Here is a 16,797-nt window from a genome sequence, read left to right as displayed (position 1 = left end):
GTTTCGAGTCCTGAGTCTACCCACCGAGTCCTGGGTTCACCCCGCTGCGCCTCGGCCCACCCCGCGAGCAATTCCCGGGCCCCCCGCGTATTCTCCCCACATGAGCACCCCGCGCGCTGACCAACTTGATCCCGCCGTCCTTGCCGCCCTCGGTAACCTCGAGCTGGTGGCCCGCTGGGTGGTGGACGGTTTCATCACCGGCCTCCACCGGTCACCGCGCAAGGGCTTCAGCGTGGAGTTCGCCGAGCACCGCCCGTATATCGCGGGTGATGATCTGCGCTACCTGGACTGGCGCATCGCGGGCCGCGCCGATCGCTGGGTGGTCAAGCAATTCGAGGAAGAGACCAACGCCCGTGCCATGCTGGTGCTGGACGTGAGCGCCTCCATGCAGTGGACGGGCGATCCGGCCCGGCTCACCAAGCTGGCCTACGCCGAGCGGTTGGCCAGCGCCATGGCCCTGCTGCTGCTGCGTCAGCGCGACGCCGTGGGCTTGGTGCGTTTCGATGCCGGTCTCAAGAACCTGGTGCCGGCCCGGGCCCAGCGGGCCCAGTGGCGCCGGCTCATGGCCGCCTTCACCGCACCCGGCGGCGGCCGCGACTCCGACGTGGCGGGCGCCCTGCTGCAGGCTGGCCGCATGGTGCGGCGTCCGGGCTTCGTGGTGCTGCTCTCCGACCTGCTCACCGATGCCGCGCCCGTGGCCGACGCCGCCCGAACCCTGCGCGCGCGGGGGCACGAGGTGCTGGTGCTGCACATCATGGATCCGGCCGAGCGCGACTTCCCGGACAGTGGCGAGGCCCGCTACCGCGACCCCGAGTCGCTCAATGAAGTGCCGGCCAGCCCGGGTGATGTGCGCAGCACCTACCAGACCACGGTGCAGGAGGCCCTGGCCGACTGGCGCTCGGCTCTCGGCCGCGCCGGCGCGCGCTACGCGCTGGCCTACACCAACGAGCCCTTCGGTCGGCCGCTGCGGCATCTGGTGGGTGTGAACGGACGCGGGGCGATGGTGTGACGCCACGTACTGCCGACCCCATCGCATCACGAACGACGTACACCAACTGATGGCCTTCCTCGCTCCCGCCTTTCTCGCCCTGGCCGCTCTGGCCGGCGTGCCGCTGCTCGTGCACCTGCTGCGGCGGCGCATCGGGCGCACCGTCGACTTTCCCGCGGTGCGCTATCTGCTGCGCATGGAGCAGGAGCACAGCCGCGATCTCAAGCTGCGCAACCGGCTGCTGCTCATTCTGCGGCTCATTGCGGTGCTGGCGCTGGCATTGGCGGCGGCACGTCCCATTGCCGCCTTGTTTGGCACCGGGCATGCACCCATTGCCGTGGCCGTGGTGCTCGACAACTCCATGAGCAGCGGCGTGGTGCAGGATGGACGCCCGCGCCTCGACAGCCTGCGGGCCGCGGCGCGGTCGCTGCTGCAGGAACTCACCAACGATGACCGCGGCTGGATTGTCACCGCCGACGGTCGGGTACTGGGCGGAACGCCGGCAACTCTCGAAGCCGGCCTGCGTGATCTCACGCCTCTTGGCGGTCGTGGTGATCTCGCGGCGGCCACGCAGCGCGCCCTCGGCCTCGCGCGCAGTGGCGCACCACGTACGCCGGTGGTCGCGCTCGTATCAGACGGTCAGCCCTCAGCGTTCCGCGCCGACAGTGTGCTGGATGCGCCCGATGTGCCGGTGCTGCTGCTCACGGTCCCGGCGGCCATGACCGCCAATCGCGCGGTGTTGCAGGCCACGCCCGAACCCACGCGCTGGACACCGGGCGGGGCGGTGTCGCTGGCCGTGGCCTCACCGGACTCCACGAGCTGGCGCCTCGCACTCGATGGACGCACCGTGGCCCGCGGGGATGTGTCCCCGGCCACCATTGAGGCCCCAGCCCGCGTCACCCCGCGTCTGGCCAGCGCCTCCAGCGGCTGGGTGCGCGGCAGTGTGGAGCTCGATGCCGATGCCCTGCGCGCTGACGACACGCGGCACTTTGCCGTGCGCGTGGCGCCGCCGCCGGCCATTGCCGTGCGCGGCGAAGGCGGCCCGTTTCTGGCCGCCGCCCTGTCCACGCTGGTTGATGAGCAGCGCCTCGCGCGTGGACGCGAAGGCGAGACCGGCGTCGTCACCATTGGCAGCGCCGACGCCGCCGACACCCGCAAACCGGTGTTGCTCACCGCGCCGCGCGACCCCGTGCGGGTAGGCGAGGCCAACCGCCAGCTCGCGCGGCTGGACATTCCCTGGCGTTTCGGGGCTATTGCCCGCGCCACCGTGCTGGCCCGCGTAGCCGGCGCCGCCTCGGCCGACACCAACGCGGCCTCCACGCGTGCCTTTGACGGGGCCCCGGTGCGCTTGCGTTACCCCTTGCTCTACTCGCCCGGTGAGAAGGTGGCCGGTGCCGATCGCCCCGACACCATAGCCACCGCTGGCGGCGCGCCGTGGGTGGTGGCCGGCGCGGACTACGTGCTGCTTGGCTCTCCACTCGACCCTGAGGCCACTGACCTCCCGCTGCGCGCGGCCTTTGTGCCCTGGGTGCTCGAGGCCCTCGCCCGCCGCCTCGGTGACGAAGGCCGCCTGCTCACGGCCGCACCGGGTGCCACCCTGAGCGGCCTGCGCGATCTGACCGCGCTCGAGGCCCCCGATGGCAGCCTGTTGCCGCTTTCCGGCGATCGGGCAACCGTTCCGGCCACCTCAGGCGTTTACTTTTTGCGCAGGCAGGCGGCGCGGGTGGGCGCACTGGTCGTGAACCCGGAGCCCGAGGAATCGGCGTTCGAACCCATGCCCGCTGGTGGGGCGGAGGCATTGCTGGCGCGCATGCTGCGCGGACAGGATGTCGCGGCCGCGTCGACAGTCGCTGAGTGGCAGCGGGCGGTGTTTTCGCGCGCGGCCGGTCAGGCGCTGCTGATGCCGCTCGTGGCGCTGGCGCTGTTGGCCCTCATGGCCGAAGCCTGGGTCAGCCGTCGCTAACTTGCACGGAGCGCGCGTCGCAGTTCGCGCGTCGCAGTTCGCGTCGCAGTTCGCGTCGAAATTCACCGCAGGATCTGCAGGGATATAACGGGCAGGTATGGGATTACCGCGTTTGCTGGACGCGCTCGCCGGGCTTGAGGCCTGGCAGCGGACATTCAAGGCGCTCCCGGAACCGGGAGCGTCGCTGCGTTTGGGGGGACTCGCCGGCTCCAGTGATGCCGTACTGGTGGCGTCACTCGCGCGCGCCATGCCACATCGACTCGTTACGGTCATCACCGATCAGTTGGGTGACGCCGAGCGCTGGTTGGCCGACCTGCAGTCGCTGGTGGATGACGTACCGGTGGCGCTCTATCCGCCGCGCGAAGGCTTCGGTGAAATCGAGCCGCACGCCGAGGTTGCCGGTGAACGCGTGGAGACGCTCGAGCAACTCGGACGGAGCGGTGTGCGCATCCTGCTCACCACCGCGCGCGCCGTCCTCGAAAAAACCGCGTTGCCCACCGCGCTCGCCGGTGCTCGGCTCGAGCTGCGCAAGGGTGACGTGCGCCGACCCGAAGAGCTGGCGGCCCATCTCGAGGCCATTGGCTTCGAGCGTGTACCCATGGTCGAGGACGTTGCCCAGTTCTCCGTGCGCGGCGGCATTTTCGACATCTACTCGTTCGGCATGGCCGAACCAGTGCGTCTCGAGTTCTGGGGCGATGACATCGTCGAGCTGCGGCACTTCGACCTCAACACCCAGCGCAGCACACGTGACGCCGAGCTGGCATTGGTGCTGCCGGTGGATGGCCGCGTGCAGGCGGTGGAAGAGACGGGTGAGCGTGTCTCGCTGCCCGACCTCTGGCCGTCGGATACGCTGGTGGTGTGGCCGGCCGGCAGCAGTGTCTTGCCCGAACTCGTGCGCACCTGGGACGAGGCCGCGCATCACATTGAATTGGCCAAGCGGCGTGGTGAGGACTGGGTCTCGCGCGAGCAGTTGTTTGTGGCGCCGCCCCTCATGGCCAGCACGCTCGCGCGCTTCGGCACCTTGAAGCTCAACCCGCCGCCACAGCGCGCTGCCAGCGCCAGTGCGGCCGATCTCGCGCCCACCGGTCCCGAGCCGGACATTGCCTTCCCCACGCGGCCACCGGAGAGCATTTCGCGCGACCTGCGCGTGCTGCGCCGTTTGCAGCGTGACGGCTTGCCGACGCTCATTCTCTGCGACAACGCGGGGCAGGCCGAACGGCTCGAGGAGTTGCTGGGTGAAGACGGACCGGTGAGCGCGGCGCTGGCCATTGGGGTGCTGGGTGGCGGCTTCGTGATTCCCGGCGCCGTGCGGGTGCTGACGGATCACGAGATCTTTCGCCGCGATCGCCGGCTGCGTCGCACGCGCAAGTACGGCACTGGGGCGTCGCTCGATACGCTGGGCGCGCTCAAGCCCGGCGATTTTGTGGTGCACCTCGAGCATGGCATCGGCATCTATCGCGGCATCGAAAAGGTGTTCGTGCGTGAAGCCACCATCGAGAGTGCGGTCATCGAATACGAGGGCGGCGACCGGCTGAACGTGCCGCTCTATCGCATCGATCAGATCGAGCGCTATCGCAGCGCCAGCGATGTGAGCAGTGATGCGCCGCCGCCGCGTCTGCACAAACTGGGCGGCAAGCAGTGGAAGGCGCAGCGCGAAAAGACGCGCATGGCCATTCTCGAGATGACGCAGGAACTGCTGCAGCTCTATGCGCGGCGCAAAGTCTCCACGCGCCCACCGCACGGCGGCGACGGCGCCTGGCAGCGTCAGCTCGAAAGCAGCTTCCTCTTCGAGGACACGCCCGACCAGCGCAAGGCCACCGAAGACGTCAAGCGCGACCTCGAAGGCGAACGGCCCATGGACCGTCTGCTTGTGGGTGACGTGGGCTATGGCAAGACAGAAATCGCCATTCGCGCGGCCTTCAAGGCGGTGCAGGGCGGCCGCCAGGTGGCGGTGCTGGTGCCCACCACCATTCTCGCCGAGCAGCATGCGCGCAGCTTCGGTGATCGGTTGGCCGACTTCCCCGTGACCGTGGAAGTCATGAGCCGCTTCCAGACCGCCAAGGAGCAGGCGGCGGTGGTGGACAAGCTCAAGAAGAAGCAGATCGACATTGTCATCGGCACGCATCGCCTGCTGAGTCCCGACGTGGTCTTCGCCGATCTCGGGCTCATCATCGTGGACGAAGAGCATCGCTTTGGCGTGAAGCACAAGGAACGCCTCAAGCAGCTCAAGGTGTCCACCGACGTGCTCACGCTCACGGCCACGCCCATTCCGCGCACGCTGCATCAGTCGCTGGCGGGCCTGCGCGACCTCACGCTCATGCAAACGCCGCCGCGCGATCGCTCGCCGGTGCTCACGTTTGTCGAACCCTTCGATGATGCGCTCATCGAGGAGGCCATTGCGCGGGAGCTGGACCGCGGCGGGCAGGTGTTCTTCGTGCACAATCGCGTGGAGACCATCGAGGCCATTGCCGATCACCTGCGGCGCATCGTGCCGCGGGCGCGCGTGGGCGTGGGACACGGCCAGATGAAGGAGCGTGATCTCGAGGCGGTGATGCGCCGCTTCGTGGAAGGCGAGCTCGATATTCTGGTGTCCACGCTCATCGTGGAGAGCGGGCTCGACGTGCCCAACGCCAACACGATGTTCGTCAACCGCGCTGATCACTTGGGGCTCGCGCAGCTCTATCAGTTGCGCGGTCGCGTGGGCCGCTCGCATCGCCGCGCCTACTGCTATCTGCTGGTGCCCGACCGGGTGGACGAGGACGCGGAGCGCCGTCTGGCGGTGCTCGAACACCACACCGAACTCGGCGCCGGCTACCGGGTGGCGCTCAAGGATCTCGAAATGCGCGGGGCCGGCAATCTGCTGGGGCCCGAGCAGTCGGGCTTTGTGCATGCCGTGGGCTTCGACCTCTACCTGCGGCTGCTCGACGAAACGGTGCGGCAGTTGTCGGACGACGGCGGCCAGAAAGCCTGGATACCGGCCGATGTCACGCTGGACTTCCCGAGTTTCCTGCCCGACGACTACATCGCCTCGCAGGAGGCCAAGCTGGACGTGTACCGCCGCTTGACGGCGCTGCGCGACCCGGCGGCCATTGCCGCGCTGGCCCAGGAGGTCCGCGACCGCTTCGGGCCGCTGCCGGCCCCGGCCCAGGCCCTCTTTGGCCAGGCCATGCTGCGGGTGCTGGGCGCCCTGCTGGGGGTGGAGGGGGTGCTTGTGCGCGCCTCCGAGGCCCGTATTACTTTCAGGGCTGACGCTGTTCCGCGCCTCAAGGGGCTGTCCGCTGCGTTCCATGACGTCCAGTTCCAGGTGGACGTGCGTCGGGCGCAGCCGCTGGCTCTCAAGCTCACCCGCTTGGGTGGCGCGGAGATGCTCGAGGGGCTCATCCGCGCCCTCCGGGCGCTCGTCGTCTAGCGACAGATGCTCAGGTCTGCTGGAGCGACGCGCACCTACCCATGGCAACCACTCGGCGGCCATTGGGGTCCTACCTATCCACACCTCACTCCGTGGGCGGAGTCTGCCTGATGAAATCGTACCGTTTGACCGTGCTCAGTGCCGTCGCGTTTGCCGTCGCCTGTGGCGCGGCATCCAACCCTGACGTGGCGGCCAAGGCCGGCAATCAGCAACTCTCGACTGCCAAGCTCGCCGAGATTCTTGGCCAGTCCCAGGCTCCGCTGGAGAAGGACGTGGCCCGGTCCATCGCCGAGCTGTGGCTCAACTACCAGCTTGTGGGCGTGGCGGCCGCCAAGGGCGACTCGCTCAACGATCCCAAGGTCATGCAGGACGCGCTGTGGTCGAACATCGACAACATCCGCGTCAAGAAGTTCTACGACGCCGTCTCGGCTGGCTGGGCGGACAAGGCGCCGGGCACCGACGAGGAGCGCTACAACAGTGGCGAGGCCTTCGCGGCCCGTCACATCCTCGTGAAGGTCGATCCGGGCGCCACGCCCGAGCAGAAGGCGGCTGCCAAGACGAAGGCGGAGGGCATCCTCAAGGAAGCCACGCCAGCCAACTTCGCGACCCTCGCCGCCAAGAGCGACGAGCCCAACGCCAAGGAGCGCGGCGGCAACCTCGGCCTCTTCGGCCGCGGCATGATGGTGCCGGAGTTCGAGAAGTGCGTCGTGGCCACCAAGGTCGGCGAAGTCGCGCCCACCGTGTGTGAGACCTCGTTCGGCTACCACGTCATCTACCGCTCGCCGTTCAAGGACGTGGCGGCGGAGTTCGCGCCCATTGCCAAGCAGCGCAACGTGGCCATCGCCGAGAGCACCTACCTCGCCACGATGGAAACGGGCAACGACGTGAAGGTGGAGAACAACGCCACCGTGAAGGCCAAGGCGATTGCCAAGAACCCGTTCGGCTACACCAAGGACAACGCCGCGCTGGCCTCGTACAAGGGCGGCAAGCTGACCGCCGCGCGTTTCGCCGAGTGGGTGTCGGCCTATCCGCCGCAGTCGCAGATCCGTCCGCAGCTGGCCGCAGCCGCCGACACGCTGGTGGACAAGTTCATCCGGCAGATCGTGCGCAACGAGCTGGTGCTGCGTCAGGCGGACAGCGCCAAGTTCGTGCTCGACACGGCCGAGATGAGCAACCTGTTCCTCAACTTCAAGAACGCGGTCACGCAGACCTGGTCGCAGCTTGGGGTGGAGCCGGGCAAGCTCACTGACAGCACGGGCAAGGAAACGGACAAGGAGAAGATTGCCGGTGCGCGCATCGACGAGTACTTCACCAAGCTCGTGAAGAACGAAGTGCCGCTGGTCGAAGTGCCGTATCCGCTCGCGCGCGCGCTGCAGACCAAGTATCCGTTCTCGATCAACGAGGCCGGCCTCGACGCGGTCATCGAAAAGGCCAAGTCGGTGCGGGCCACGGCGGACTCGCTGAAGGCCCAGCAGGCGCCGCCGGCTGGCGCCCCGCCGATGGGTGCCCCGCCGGCCGGTGCGCCGCCGATGCCGGACACCACCAAGAAGTAACTCCGGTCCACGAGCGCCCCGGTCGGCTTCCGATCGGGGCGCTTCGGCAACCCTCCCGGCCCTGTCGGGGTACTTTACCAGCATGATGTATCTCTCAACTCGTTTTGCCCTGCGTTGCGCGGCGGCGCTGGCCGCGGCCGCCCTGGTCCCGGCGTCTGCCGGGTTGCATGCGCAGGAAGCCCCCGCGCAGAAGGCGCCGGCCAAGGCGGACACCGTCAAGGGCCTGCCCATCGACGGTATTGCCGCCATTGTCGGCGACAAGGTGGTGCTGGTGTCGGAGGTGCTCTCGGGCGTCAATCAGGCCCGCGCCCGCGGCGCGCCAGTCACCAATGCCAAGGAGCTGGCCAAACTGGAGGCCGATGTGCTGCAGCAGCTCGTGGACGTGGAGCTGCTGGTGCAGAAGGCCGAGCTGGAGAAGGTCGAGGTGAGCGACCTCGAGATCCAGAATCAGGTGGACGACACCGAGCGCAAGGCACGCAGCAACTTCAAGTCGGAGCTGGAATTCCGCACCGCGCTGCGCGAGGCGGGCTTCGGTTCCATCGACGAGTGGCGCAAGATGCAGGCCGACGAGGCGCGCCGCGTGAAGCTGCAGCAGGGCATCATGCAGAAGCTGCAGCGTGACGGCAAAGTCACGGCGGTGAATGTCTCGGAATCGGAAATCACCGAGGCCTACGAGGCGTTCAAGGACAAGCTGCCGCGCAAGGAAGCGCGTGTCGGCATGCGCCAGATCGTGGTCGCCACCCGGCCCTCCGAGGCGGCCAAGGCCAAGGCGCGCGCCAAGATCGACTCCATCCACGCGGAGCTGGTCAAGCATCCCGAGGATTTCGAGAACATCGCCAAGCGCGAGTCCATGGACCCGTCCAACCGTGAGTTGGGTGGTGACCTGGGCTGGAATCGCCGCGGCCGCATGGTGCCGGAGTTCGACCGCATGATGTTTGCGCTCAATCCGGGTGTCATCAGTCCGGTGGTGGAAACGAGCTTTGGTTTTCACATCATCCGTGTCGATCGCGTGCAGCCGGCCGAAGTGAAGGCGCGCCACATTCTCATTCGCCCTTCCGTCGACTCGACCGACGAGGCGCGTACGCGACTGCTGGCCGACAGCATCGCCAAGATCTGGCAGGGTGGTGGCAGCTACGACTCCCTGAGCGTCAAGTTCCACGACGACGCCGGCGGTGAAGACAAGTCCATCCCCGAGTATCCGCGCAACGAACTGCCCGAGGCGTATCGCAACGCGCTCGAGGGCGCCAAGCTCAATCAGATCGTGGGGCCGTTTCCCATTCCGGATCCGGGCGCCGGCGTGAACAAGTTCGTGGTGGCGCAGGTCACCTTCCTCGACGAGGCGGGCGAGTTCACCTATGCCGAGTATCGCGATCGCATCCGCGACCAGTTGGCTGAGGAGCGCAAGATGCGTCGCCTCATCGACTCGCTGAAGAAGCAGACCTACGTGTCGGTGCGTTACAACCCGATGGCGCAGGTCATCACGCCCTGAGGGAGTCCCGGTGATCCGACTCGGCATCACGCTCGGCGATCCGCGGGGCATCGGGCCGGAGATAGTCGGCAAGGCGCTCAACGATCCGCGGATTGCGGCGTTGGGCACCTCGTGGTTTGTGCTGGGGCCTTCGGGCACCGGTGTGGCCGTGCACGACGATCTGGGACCGTGGCCGCCCGAGGCCGACAGGGCGTCCCACGGCGGGACCTGGGTGGCCCGTGCGGGCGCACTGGCCGGTTTGGCGGTGGAGCGCGCCACGCGCATGGCTCTTGCCGGTGAACTGGCCGGCATGGTCACCGCACCGCTCGACAAGTATGCGCTGCGTGCCGGCGGCTACGACTATCCCGGTCACACGGAGATGCTGTCGGCGCTGGCCAATGTGCCGGTAGCCATGATGCTGGCAAGCAGCAGGCTGCGGGTGGTACTGGCCACCACGCACATCGCACTGCGCGACGTGCCCCAGGCCGTGACACGCGAGGCGCTGGCTCAGGCCTATCACACCACGGCGCGTGGGTTGCGCGATGACTTTGGCATCGCCCAACCGCGCATTGCCCTGTGTGCGCTCAATCCGCATGCGGGCGACCATGGACGCTTCGGGAGCGAAGATGACGAGCTGCTGGCGCCGGTTGCGCGTGAGCTCGGGATGCACGGCCCGTTCCCTGCTGACACGGTGTTCGTGCGTGCCATGCGCGGCGAGTTCGATGCCGTGATTGCGCCCTACCACGATGTGGGGATGACGGCCATCAAGGTGGCCAGCTTCGGCAGCGCGGTGAATGTCACGCTGGGGCTGCCGTTCATTCGCACGTCACCCGATCACGGGACGGCGCTTGACATTGCGGGGCAGGGTGTGGCGTCGGCGGAGAGTATGGTGCAGGCGATGGAGTTGGCGCATGCTCTGGCGCTGCGGCGGAGATCGCGTGGGCGGCTAGACCGTTGAACTGAAGGTGTGAGGATTGGAGGATCCGAGGTTAGGAGAGGCGGGCCACGGGGGCATGACGACTGCTATGCCCCCGTGGCCCGCCCCTCTTATCCCCAGATCCTCTTATCCTCACACCTTCTGTTCAACGGTCCAGCGGATCGCACCTGAGCCGAAGAATCAACCGGACGCCTCGCGATCCCCGCGCCGCATACTGTACTCCGGCCGGTCCGCGTAGCCGTAGCCGCCGAAGACCTCGCCGCCGCGCATGAGATCATGGCCATAGCCGCGGCCGATGGGGTAACCCTTGGCGGCGCTGGCGGACTGTCCGCTCTTCGCGTCGCGACGATCGCTAGACGAGGGTGCCGTCTGGTCGTGCATCGGAGCCTCCGAAAGGGGTGTACGGAGACGGTACGACGCCCCGGGCCGTCGTGCAAGCTGAGCCGCAGCAAGCCTTTCCACTGGCCTCATGGTGGCGTACTGGCGCCGGGACCGCTGGCGCGAAGAAAACGTTACGCCCCCCGTTGAATACCGATATCCGGGCTAGCTAGCTTTTAAGGCTATGGAAATTCGCAACGTCGCCATCATCGCGCACGTCGACCACGGGAAGACCACCCTCGTCGACAAGATGCTCCGCCAGGCTGGAGCCTTCCGCGAAAATCAGGTCGTAGAAGAACGCGTGATGGATTCCAATCCGCTCGAAAAGGAGCGGGGGATCACCATTCTCGCCAAGAACACCTCCATCCGGTGGAGGGACACGAAGATCAACATCGTGGACACGCCGGGACACGCCGACTTTGGCGGTGAGGTGGAGCGCATCCTGCGCATGGTGGACGGTGTGCTGCTCGTCGTCGATGCGTTCGACGGTCCGATGCCGCAGACGCGCTTCGTGCTGCGCAAGGCACTCGAGCTCGGTCGCACGCCCATCATCGTCATCAACAAGATCGACCGCCCCGGCGCCGATCCGCTGCGTGTGCACGATGAAGTGCTGTCGCTGTTCATCGAGCTCGAGGCCAACGAGGAGCAGCTCGACTCGCCGGTCGTGTACTGCTCGGCCAAGAACGGCATCTCCACGCTCGATCTCGATGTGGAAGCGGTAGACTTCGAGCCGCTCTTCGAGACGATCGTGAAGACCGTGCCGCCTCCGCCGACGGATGCGGAAGGCCCGTTCCAGATGCTCGTGTCCACCATCGACTACTCGGCCTATCTGGGCCGCTTGGCGATCGGGCGCATTGAGCGCGGCAAGGTGCGCGTGGGCGACAACCTCACACTGGTCACGCCCGACAACAGCGTGGCCCCGGTGCGTGGGCGCGCCACCAAGCTGTATGGCTACGAAGGCCTGGAGCGTGTGGAGATCGAGGAAGCCTCGGCGGGTGAGATCGTGCAGCTCGCCGGGTTCGAGAACGTGGACATCGGCACCACGCTCACCGATCCGGGCACGCCCGAAGCGCTCGAAGGCATCAGTGTCGAAGAGCCCACCATCAGTGTGGACTTCGTGGTGAACAACTCGCCCTTTGCCGGCAAGGAAGGCAAGTTCGTCACCTCGCGTCAGCTGCGTGAGCGCCTGTACAAGGAGCTCGAGCGCAATGTGGCGCTGCGCGTGGAAGACAGCGACACCACCGACGCCTGGAGTGTGTCGGGTCGTGGTGAGTTGCATCTCTCCATTCTCATGGAGACCATGCGCCGTGAGGGCTTCGAGTTCCAGGTCTCGCGTCCGCGTGTGATCACGCGGCTGGGTGAGAACGGCGAGAAGCTCGAGCCCTTCGAGGAACTGTCCATCGACGTGCCCGAGGATTATCTCGGCGTGGTCATCGAAAAGCTCGGTCCCCGCAAGGCCGAGATGATCGAGATGAAGAACCCGGGGCAGGGCCTCGTGCGTCTGCTGTACAAGGTCCCGGCGCGTGGTCTGTTCGGCTATCGCTCGGAGTTCCTCACGGACACGCGCGGCACAGGTATCATGCACCACCGCTTCCTCGAGTACGGGCCGTGGGCCGGTCCCCTGTCGGGGCGCTCGCGCGGCGTGCTGGTGTCCATGGAAAACGGTACCATCGTGGCCTTCGCGCTGTTCTCGCTGCAGGAGCGTTCCACGCTGTTCGTCACACCGGGTGATGCGGTGTACGAGGGCATGCTGATCGGCGAAAATTCACGTCCGGGTGACATGGACGTGAATCCCTGCAAGGAAAAGAAACTCACGAACATGCGTTCGAAGGGTGCCGACGAGGCCATCGTCCTCGAGCCGCCACGGCAGATCACGCTGGAAGTCGCCCTCGAATACATCGAGGACGACGAGCTGATCGAGGTCACCCCGGGCAGCATCCGTTTGCGCAAGCGCATGCTCGCGGCCAGTGACCGCAAGCGCGTGAGCCGCGAAGTCAAGCGCGAGCGGGATCGCGCCTCGGCCTGACGGGTATTGGGGCGGGGTTTGGGGCGCTGTGCGTTTTTTTCGCCTTGCGCCCCGGCCTCGCCCTGCCGATACTCCCGTTCCAGAACATATCCGCAGTCTCTCTTTTCAAACACTCGCAGGAGAATCGTCCCATGTTGGAGCTGTTCGGGTCGTCGTCGCTGGACGCGCTCGAAGAGAAGGTGTCGGCCACCGTGTTTGCGCTGGCGGCTGACGACGAGGATTTCGACGACGAAGATTTTGACGAGGACGATCTCGACGAAGACGATCTCGACGAGGACGACGACGACTTCGACGACGACGAAGACGACGATCTCGATGATGATCTCGACGACGAGGACGACGATTTCGACGACGACGACGATGATGAGGACGAGGACGAAGACGACGACTTCGACGACGACCTCGGCTACGACATCGACGAAGACGATCCCGACGCCTGAGTCGGCGTGGTCCGCCGCGGTGACGCCGGTCTTGCATCCCGCGGCCTGATCGATCGGTTCGATTGCATCTCGTCGGCAGCGTGCCCTTGTCGGACACCATTTGCAGAGCTACATTATGCGGCTCTGGCAGATTGGCGTCCCACGGGGCACCAGCCGCCGGGCCTGTAGCTCAGGTGGTTAGAGCGCACGCCTGATAAGCGTGAGGTCAGAGGTTCAACTCCTCTCAGGCCCACTTCACACAACGGCGACCTTCCGGGTCGCCGTTGTCGTTTGTATCCGGCGCCATTTCACACCACGGTCCCGCCCATGTCCACCTATCGCGAGTGGCTGCTAGCGCCGGTCACGGTGGGGACGCACCGGCTGCGCATCGCCAGCAAGCCCGGTGTGATGGCGCATGGGGAGCGTGACGAGGCAGCCTTCATGCTTGCCGAGGCCATTCCCGAGGCAACGGCCGAGGGGGAGCCATCGGCGCCGCAAGCCGTGGCCGCCGTGTGGCAATGTGGCAATGGGTTGGTGCCAGCCACCGCCGCGGCGCAGGGTTGGCAGGTGCGTGCCATTGATCGACACCTTGCCAATGTCGAGGCCACCCGACGTTCCTTGGGCGCCAACACCGAGTCCCATATCGTCCGGCACGCGGCCAGCTTCGCGGTCGCGGCACTCGATGTCGCCAATGATCCGTCTGCGGTCCCGACACCTGGCAGCGTGCAACTCGCCCTCATACGCCTGCCCACCGATCGTGTCAGTGCAGCGCTCATGATCGGGGAGGCCTTTCACACGCTGGCCGTTGGTGGGCGCTGCTTGCTGGCCGGTGCCAACGACGAGGGCGCGAAGCCCGCGGCGCGCCTCCTGACGGCCTGCTTTGGCAACGTGCAGGTGGAAGCGCAGCACGCAGGGCATCGTTTGCTGGTGGCCACAAAACTGTCTGCCACGCCCACGGCGGCGTGGGAAACGTCGCCGTGGCAGGACCCCCAGCATCGTCAGCGCCTTGATGGGCCCGTTGATCCAACGACGGGAGCGGCGCTTACCGTGTGGTCGCGGCCCGGTGTTTTTTCCTGGGAGCACGCCGACGAGGCTACCACGCTGCTTGCGCAGTGCCTGGATGTGCAGCCGGGCGAACGCGTCATTGACCTCGGCTGTGGATCGGGTGCACTGGGTGTGTTGGCCGCGCGTCGCAATGCCGGCGCGCCGGTGCTGATGCTGGACGCCGACAGTGAAGCGCTGCGCTGCGCGCGCTGGACGGCGGAATCCGCGGGGGTGCTGACGCCAGAGGGTCCGGTGGATGTGCGGGCCAGTGATGTAGCCGCCGCGGCCACGCAGCCTGTGCATGTGGTGGTCACCAATCCGCCATTTCACGTGGGCAAGGCCACCAACCTGCAGGTACCGCAGGCGTTCATCGACGAGGCACATGCGCTCTTGCTGCCTGGTGGCCGTTTATTGCTGGTGGCCAATCGCACGTTGCCCTATGAGCGGCTCGTGGCCGAACGATTCGGCAATGTGCGCACCGTGCACGACGGGCGACGTTTCAAGGTGCTGGCCGCACGGCGCACCGAGTCGGCCAGGTGATGCGCGTGCCGTTCGATCGCGCCCGGTTCGGGCGTTGGCTCGGCAATCTGTTCTGGCTGGCGCTGCTGATCTGGGCGGCGCCGCGCTGCTGGCCGCACGTGGAGGCCGTCATTGGGCGCAGCGCGCGTGACGCCAGGCAGCCTCAATTCACGGTGCAGACCCGCGACGGCCGCGTGCTCACGGCCGACAGTCTGCGTGGGCGCGTGGTGCTGGTGAACATCTGGGCCACCTGGTGTCCGCCCTGTCGCGCGGAAATGCCGGCCCTGCAGCAGCTCGCGTCGTCGCATGCCGATGAACCCTTTGTGCTGCTGGGGCTCAGTGTGGATCGCGGGCCCGCAGCATCCGTCGACGCGTTTCTGCGCGAGCGTGGCATTACGTATCCCAACGCCATCATTGGCGACGAGGTGCTGCGCGCGTTTGGCGGCGTGCGCGGCTATCCCACGAGTTTCCTGCTCGACAAGCGTGGGGTGTTGCGGCACACCGTGCTGGGGCCCGTGGCACCACTCACACTGCGCCCGGCTATCGCTCGACTGCTGCGGGAAGACGCCGCGCCGACTCGCGCAGATTCACTACTTCGCTCTCGCTGAGCACGCGCCACTCGCCGGCCGGCAGGTCACCGAGTGGCAACGGCCCGAAGGCTTCGCGGTGCAGGGTCTCGACATGAGCACCCACCGCGGCAAACATGCGACGCACCTGATGGTACCGCCCTTCGGTAAGCGTGATGCGAACACCGCGTTCACCGCAGGGCTCCACCACAGCCGGCGCGAGTGGTGTGGTCTCGCCGCGCAACATCAACCCGCCGTCTTCCAGCAATTTGAGCTGCTCGAGTGCGGGAAGCACATCGAGCTGCGCGACATACACCTTGGGCAAATGCGTGCGCGGTGACGTGAATTGGTGATTGAGTGCGCCGTCGTCAGTGAGCAGCAGCAGGCCGCTGGTGTCCGCGTCAAGACGCCCCACCGTGGCCATGACGGGATCGCGCCGCACAAAGCGCGATGGCAGCAGCTCATACACCAGCGGCGGTCTGTCCTGCGTGGAGCACACATACCCCACGGGCTTGTGCAGCAGCACCACACTGCCGGGTGGCGGATCAAGTGGAGTACCGTCCACGAGCACGTCGTCGTGCGCAAAGGTCGCGCCCTCACGCAGCACGCGCCCGTCCGCATGCGTGACCCGTCGCGCACCGAGCATGGCCTCAGCCTCCTTGCGCGTGCCGTATCCGAGTCGGGCGAGATAGCGCGCCAGCGACGTTACCGACTTTGCCGACACGGCCTCGTGCTCAGCGTGCGAGACCGTACACCACGGTGGTCACGACCCGCACCTTTTTGATGATCTGACTTTCCTCGGTGATGCCCATGGCCTGATCACGTGGCAAAATCTCGAAAACGCCCTGCGAGGCGGAACGAATCCCGCTGAGCGAACTGGCCGCGTCCTTGGCAAACTGCTCGGCTCCCTCACGTGCCCGCGCGGTGGCCTCGGCGATCATGGTCGGCTTGAGATCATTGAGTTTGGTGAACACAAACGTGGGGCCGCCGCCGCCGTACTCCTGACCGCTCGAGAGCACCACGCCATTGCGCACCAGTTCCGGCACGCGCTGACTGGCGCCCTGTACGCGGTCGACATCAGTCGAGCGTACGACCAGGGTCTGACGGATGATGTAGCGCGCCGTGTTGTTGTATCCGCCCATCGTGCGCGCGTCTTCCACACGGAAGTCCTGCACCGTGATCTCAGTGCCGGTGGAGTCGAAGCCCTGCGCGCGCAGGAATTCGCGCACCTGCAGCACGTTGCGCTCGAGCGCCGCGTTCGCGCGGCCCAGGTCGTCATCGGTGACCACGAGACGCAGCGGCCAGATGGCCAGATCAGCCTTGGCTTCGCGTTCGGCGACGCCCTTGACCGTGACCACGCGATCCGCCGTGCGAAAGCGCGAGAAACCATTGCCAATGAGTGCGCCGCCGACGGCCAGACCCACGGCAACCAGGGCGGCGGGCAGCAGCGACAGACGAGAGGATGAGCTGGTGGTCATGAAATCGAATCAGAGTGCGGGTCGCCTAACAGGATGCTGAAAAAGCTGG

The 16,797-nt window shown here is 66.8% G+C and carries 13 protein-coding genes and 1 tRNA gene; 11 read left to right on the top strand and 3 right to left on the bottom strand.

Annotated elements, in window-relative coordinates; all coding sequences use genetic code 11:
* The first annotated feature begins 100 nt into the window (after positions 1-100).
* The 6 genes from B2747_RS08395 (at position 101) to pdxA (ending at position 10,339) form a co-directional block, all read left to right on the top strand.
* Positions 101-1,009 (top strand): DUF58 domain-containing protein, encoded by a 909-nt coding sequence (locus tag B2747_RS08395; protein WP_291159105.1) that lies wholly within the window; start codon positions 101-103, stop codon positions 1,007-1,009.
* 49 nt (positions 1,010-1,058) lie between these two features.
* Positions 1,059-2,951, top strand: coding sequence for a VWA domain-containing protein (locus tag B2747_RS08390; protein ID WP_291159103.1), 1,893 nt, complete (start codon positions 1,059-1,061; stop codon positions 2,949-2,951).
* A gap of 97 nt (positions 2,952-3,048) precedes the next feature.
* The gene (gene mfd / locus B2747_RS08385) at positions 3,049-6,360 is read left to right on the top strand and encodes a transcription-repair coupling factor (protein ID WP_291159101.1); all 3,312 of its coding nucleotides are present in this window, start codon (positions 3,049-3,051) and stop codon (positions 6,358-6,360) included.
* A gap of 110 nt (positions 6,361-6,470) precedes the next feature.
* On the top strand, positions 6,471-7,913 hold the full coding sequence (locus tag B2747_RS08380; RefSeq protein WP_291159100.1) for a peptidylprolyl isomerase: 1,443 nt from the start codon (positions 6,471-6,473) through the stop codon (positions 7,911-7,913).
* An 82-nt stretch (positions 7,914-7,995) separates the two neighbouring features.
* On the top strand, positions 7,996-9,402 hold the full coding sequence (locus tag B2747_RS08375; RefSeq protein ID WP_291159098.1) for a peptidylprolyl isomerase: 1,407 nt from the start codon (positions 7,996-7,998) through the stop codon (positions 9,400-9,402).
* Between the two features lie 10 nt (positions 9,403-9,412).
* Positions 9,413-10,339, top strand: a complete 927-nt coding sequence (pdxA, locus tag B2747_RS08370) for a 4-hydroxythreonine-4-phosphate dehydrogenase PdxA (RefSeq protein WP_291159096.1) — start codon at positions 9,413-9,415, stop codon at positions 10,337-10,339.
* Between the two features lie 159 nt (positions 10,340-10,498).
* Here the strand turns inward: pdxA and B2747_RS08365 are convergent, their stop codons facing one another.
* Positions 10,499-10,699: a hypothetical protein gene (locus B2747_RS08365; protein ID WP_291159094.1), complete on the bottom strand. Its 201-nt coding sequence runs from the start codon at positions 10,697-10,699 to the stop codon at positions 10,499-10,501.
* Between the two features lie 181 nt (positions 10,700-10,880).
* On the opposite strand from B2747_RS08365, the gene typA reads away from it, so the two are divergent.
* From typA to B2747_RS08340, 5 genes are all read left to right on the top strand, one after another.
* Positions 10,881-12,722, top strand: coding sequence for a translational GTPase TypA (gene typA, locus B2747_RS08360; protein WP_291159093.1), 1,842 nt, complete (start codon positions 10,881-10,883; stop codon positions 12,720-12,722).
* Between the two features lie 44 nt (positions 12,723-12,766).
* The gene (locus B2747_RS08355) at positions 12,767-13,162 is read left to right on the top strand and encodes a hypothetical protein (RefSeq protein WP_291159091.1); all 396 of its coding nucleotides are present in this window, start codon (positions 12,767-12,769) and stop codon (positions 13,160-13,162) included.
* Between the two features lie 158 nt (positions 13,163-13,320).
* Positions 13,321-13,394 (top strand) — tRNA-Ile (locus tag B2747_RS08350).
* Positions 13,395-13,468: 74 nt separating this feature from the next.
* Positions 13,469-14,725 (top strand): methyltransferase, encoded by a 1,257-nt coding sequence (locus tag B2747_RS08345; RefSeq protein ID WP_291159089.1) that lies wholly within the window; start codon positions 13,469-13,471, stop codon positions 14,723-14,725.
* A 5-nt stretch (positions 14,726-14,730) separates the two neighbouring features.
* Positions 14,731-15,312, top strand: a complete 582-nt coding sequence (locus B2747_RS08340; protein WP_291159087.1) for a TlpA family protein disulfide reductase — start codon at positions 14,731-14,733, stop codon at positions 15,310-15,312.
* On the opposite strand, the gene B2747_RS08335 is transcribed toward B2747_RS08340, so the two are convergent.
* Both B2747_RS08335 and B2747_RS08330 read right to left on the bottom strand, forming a co-directional pair.
* Positions 15,245-15,916: a 16S rRNA pseudouridine(516) synthase gene (locus tag B2747_RS08335; protein ID WP_343125885.1), complete on the bottom strand. Its 672-nt coding sequence runs from the start codon at positions 15,914-15,916 to the stop codon at positions 15,245-15,247. The two genes, B2747_RS08340 and B2747_RS08335, sit on opposite strands and share 68 nt — an antisense overlap.
* 88 nt (positions 15,917-16,004) lie before the next feature.
* Positions 16,005-16,748 (bottom strand): SIMPL domain-containing protein, encoded by a 744-nt coding sequence (locus B2747_RS08330; RefSeq protein ID WP_291159084.1) that lies wholly within the window; start codon positions 16,746-16,748, stop codon positions 16,005-16,007.
* Positions 16,749-16,797: the final 49 nt, after the last annotated feature.

Source organism: Gemmatimonas sp. UBA7669 (genome assembly GCF_002483225.1).
Classification (GTDB): domain Bacteria; phylum Gemmatimonadota; class Gemmatimonadetes; order Gemmatimonadales; family Gemmatimonadaceae; genus Gemmatimonas.
This window is presented reverse-complemented; position numbering and strand designations above follow the sequence as displayed.

Coding starts and splice junctions, on each gene's coding strand:
- B2747_RS08335 (WP_343125885.1), bottom strand. CDS start 15,916: ATGCTCGGTGCGCGACGGGTCACGCATGCGGACGGGCGCGTGCTGCGT.
- B2747_RS08375 (WP_291159098.1), top strand. CDS start 7,996: ATGATGTATCTCTCAACTCGTTTTGCCCTGCGTTGCGCGGCGGCGCTG.
- B2747_RS08365 (WP_291159094.1), bottom strand. CDS start 10,699: ATGCACGACCAGACGGCACCCTCGTCTAGCGATCGTCGCGACGCGAAG.
- B2747_RS08345 (WP_291159089.1), top strand. CDS start 13,469: ATGTCCACCTATCGCGAGTGGCTGCTAGCGCCGGTCACGGTGGGGACG.
- B2747_RS08390 (WP_291159103.1), top strand. CDS start 1,059: ATGGCCTTCCTCGCTCCCGCCTTTCTCGCCCTGGCCGCTCTGGCCGGC.
- B2747_RS08380 (WP_291159100.1), top strand. CDS start 6,471: ATGAAATCGTACCGTTTGACCGTGCTCAGTGCCGTCGCGTTTGCCGTC.
- B2747_RS08395 (WP_291159105.1), top strand. CDS start 101: ATGAGCACCCCGCGCGCTGACCAACTTGATCCCGCCGTCCTTGCCGCC.
- B2747_RS08330 (WP_291159084.1), bottom strand. CDS start 16,748: ATGACCACCAGCTCATCCTCTCGTCTGTCGCTGCTGCCCGCCGCCCTG.
- mfd (WP_291159101.1), top strand. CDS start 3,049: ATGGGATTACCGCGTTTGCTGGACGCGCTCGCCGGGCTTGAGGCCTGG.
- typA (WP_291159093.1), top strand. CDS start 10,881: ATGGAAATTCGCAACGTCGCCATCATCGCGCACGTCGACCACGGGAAG.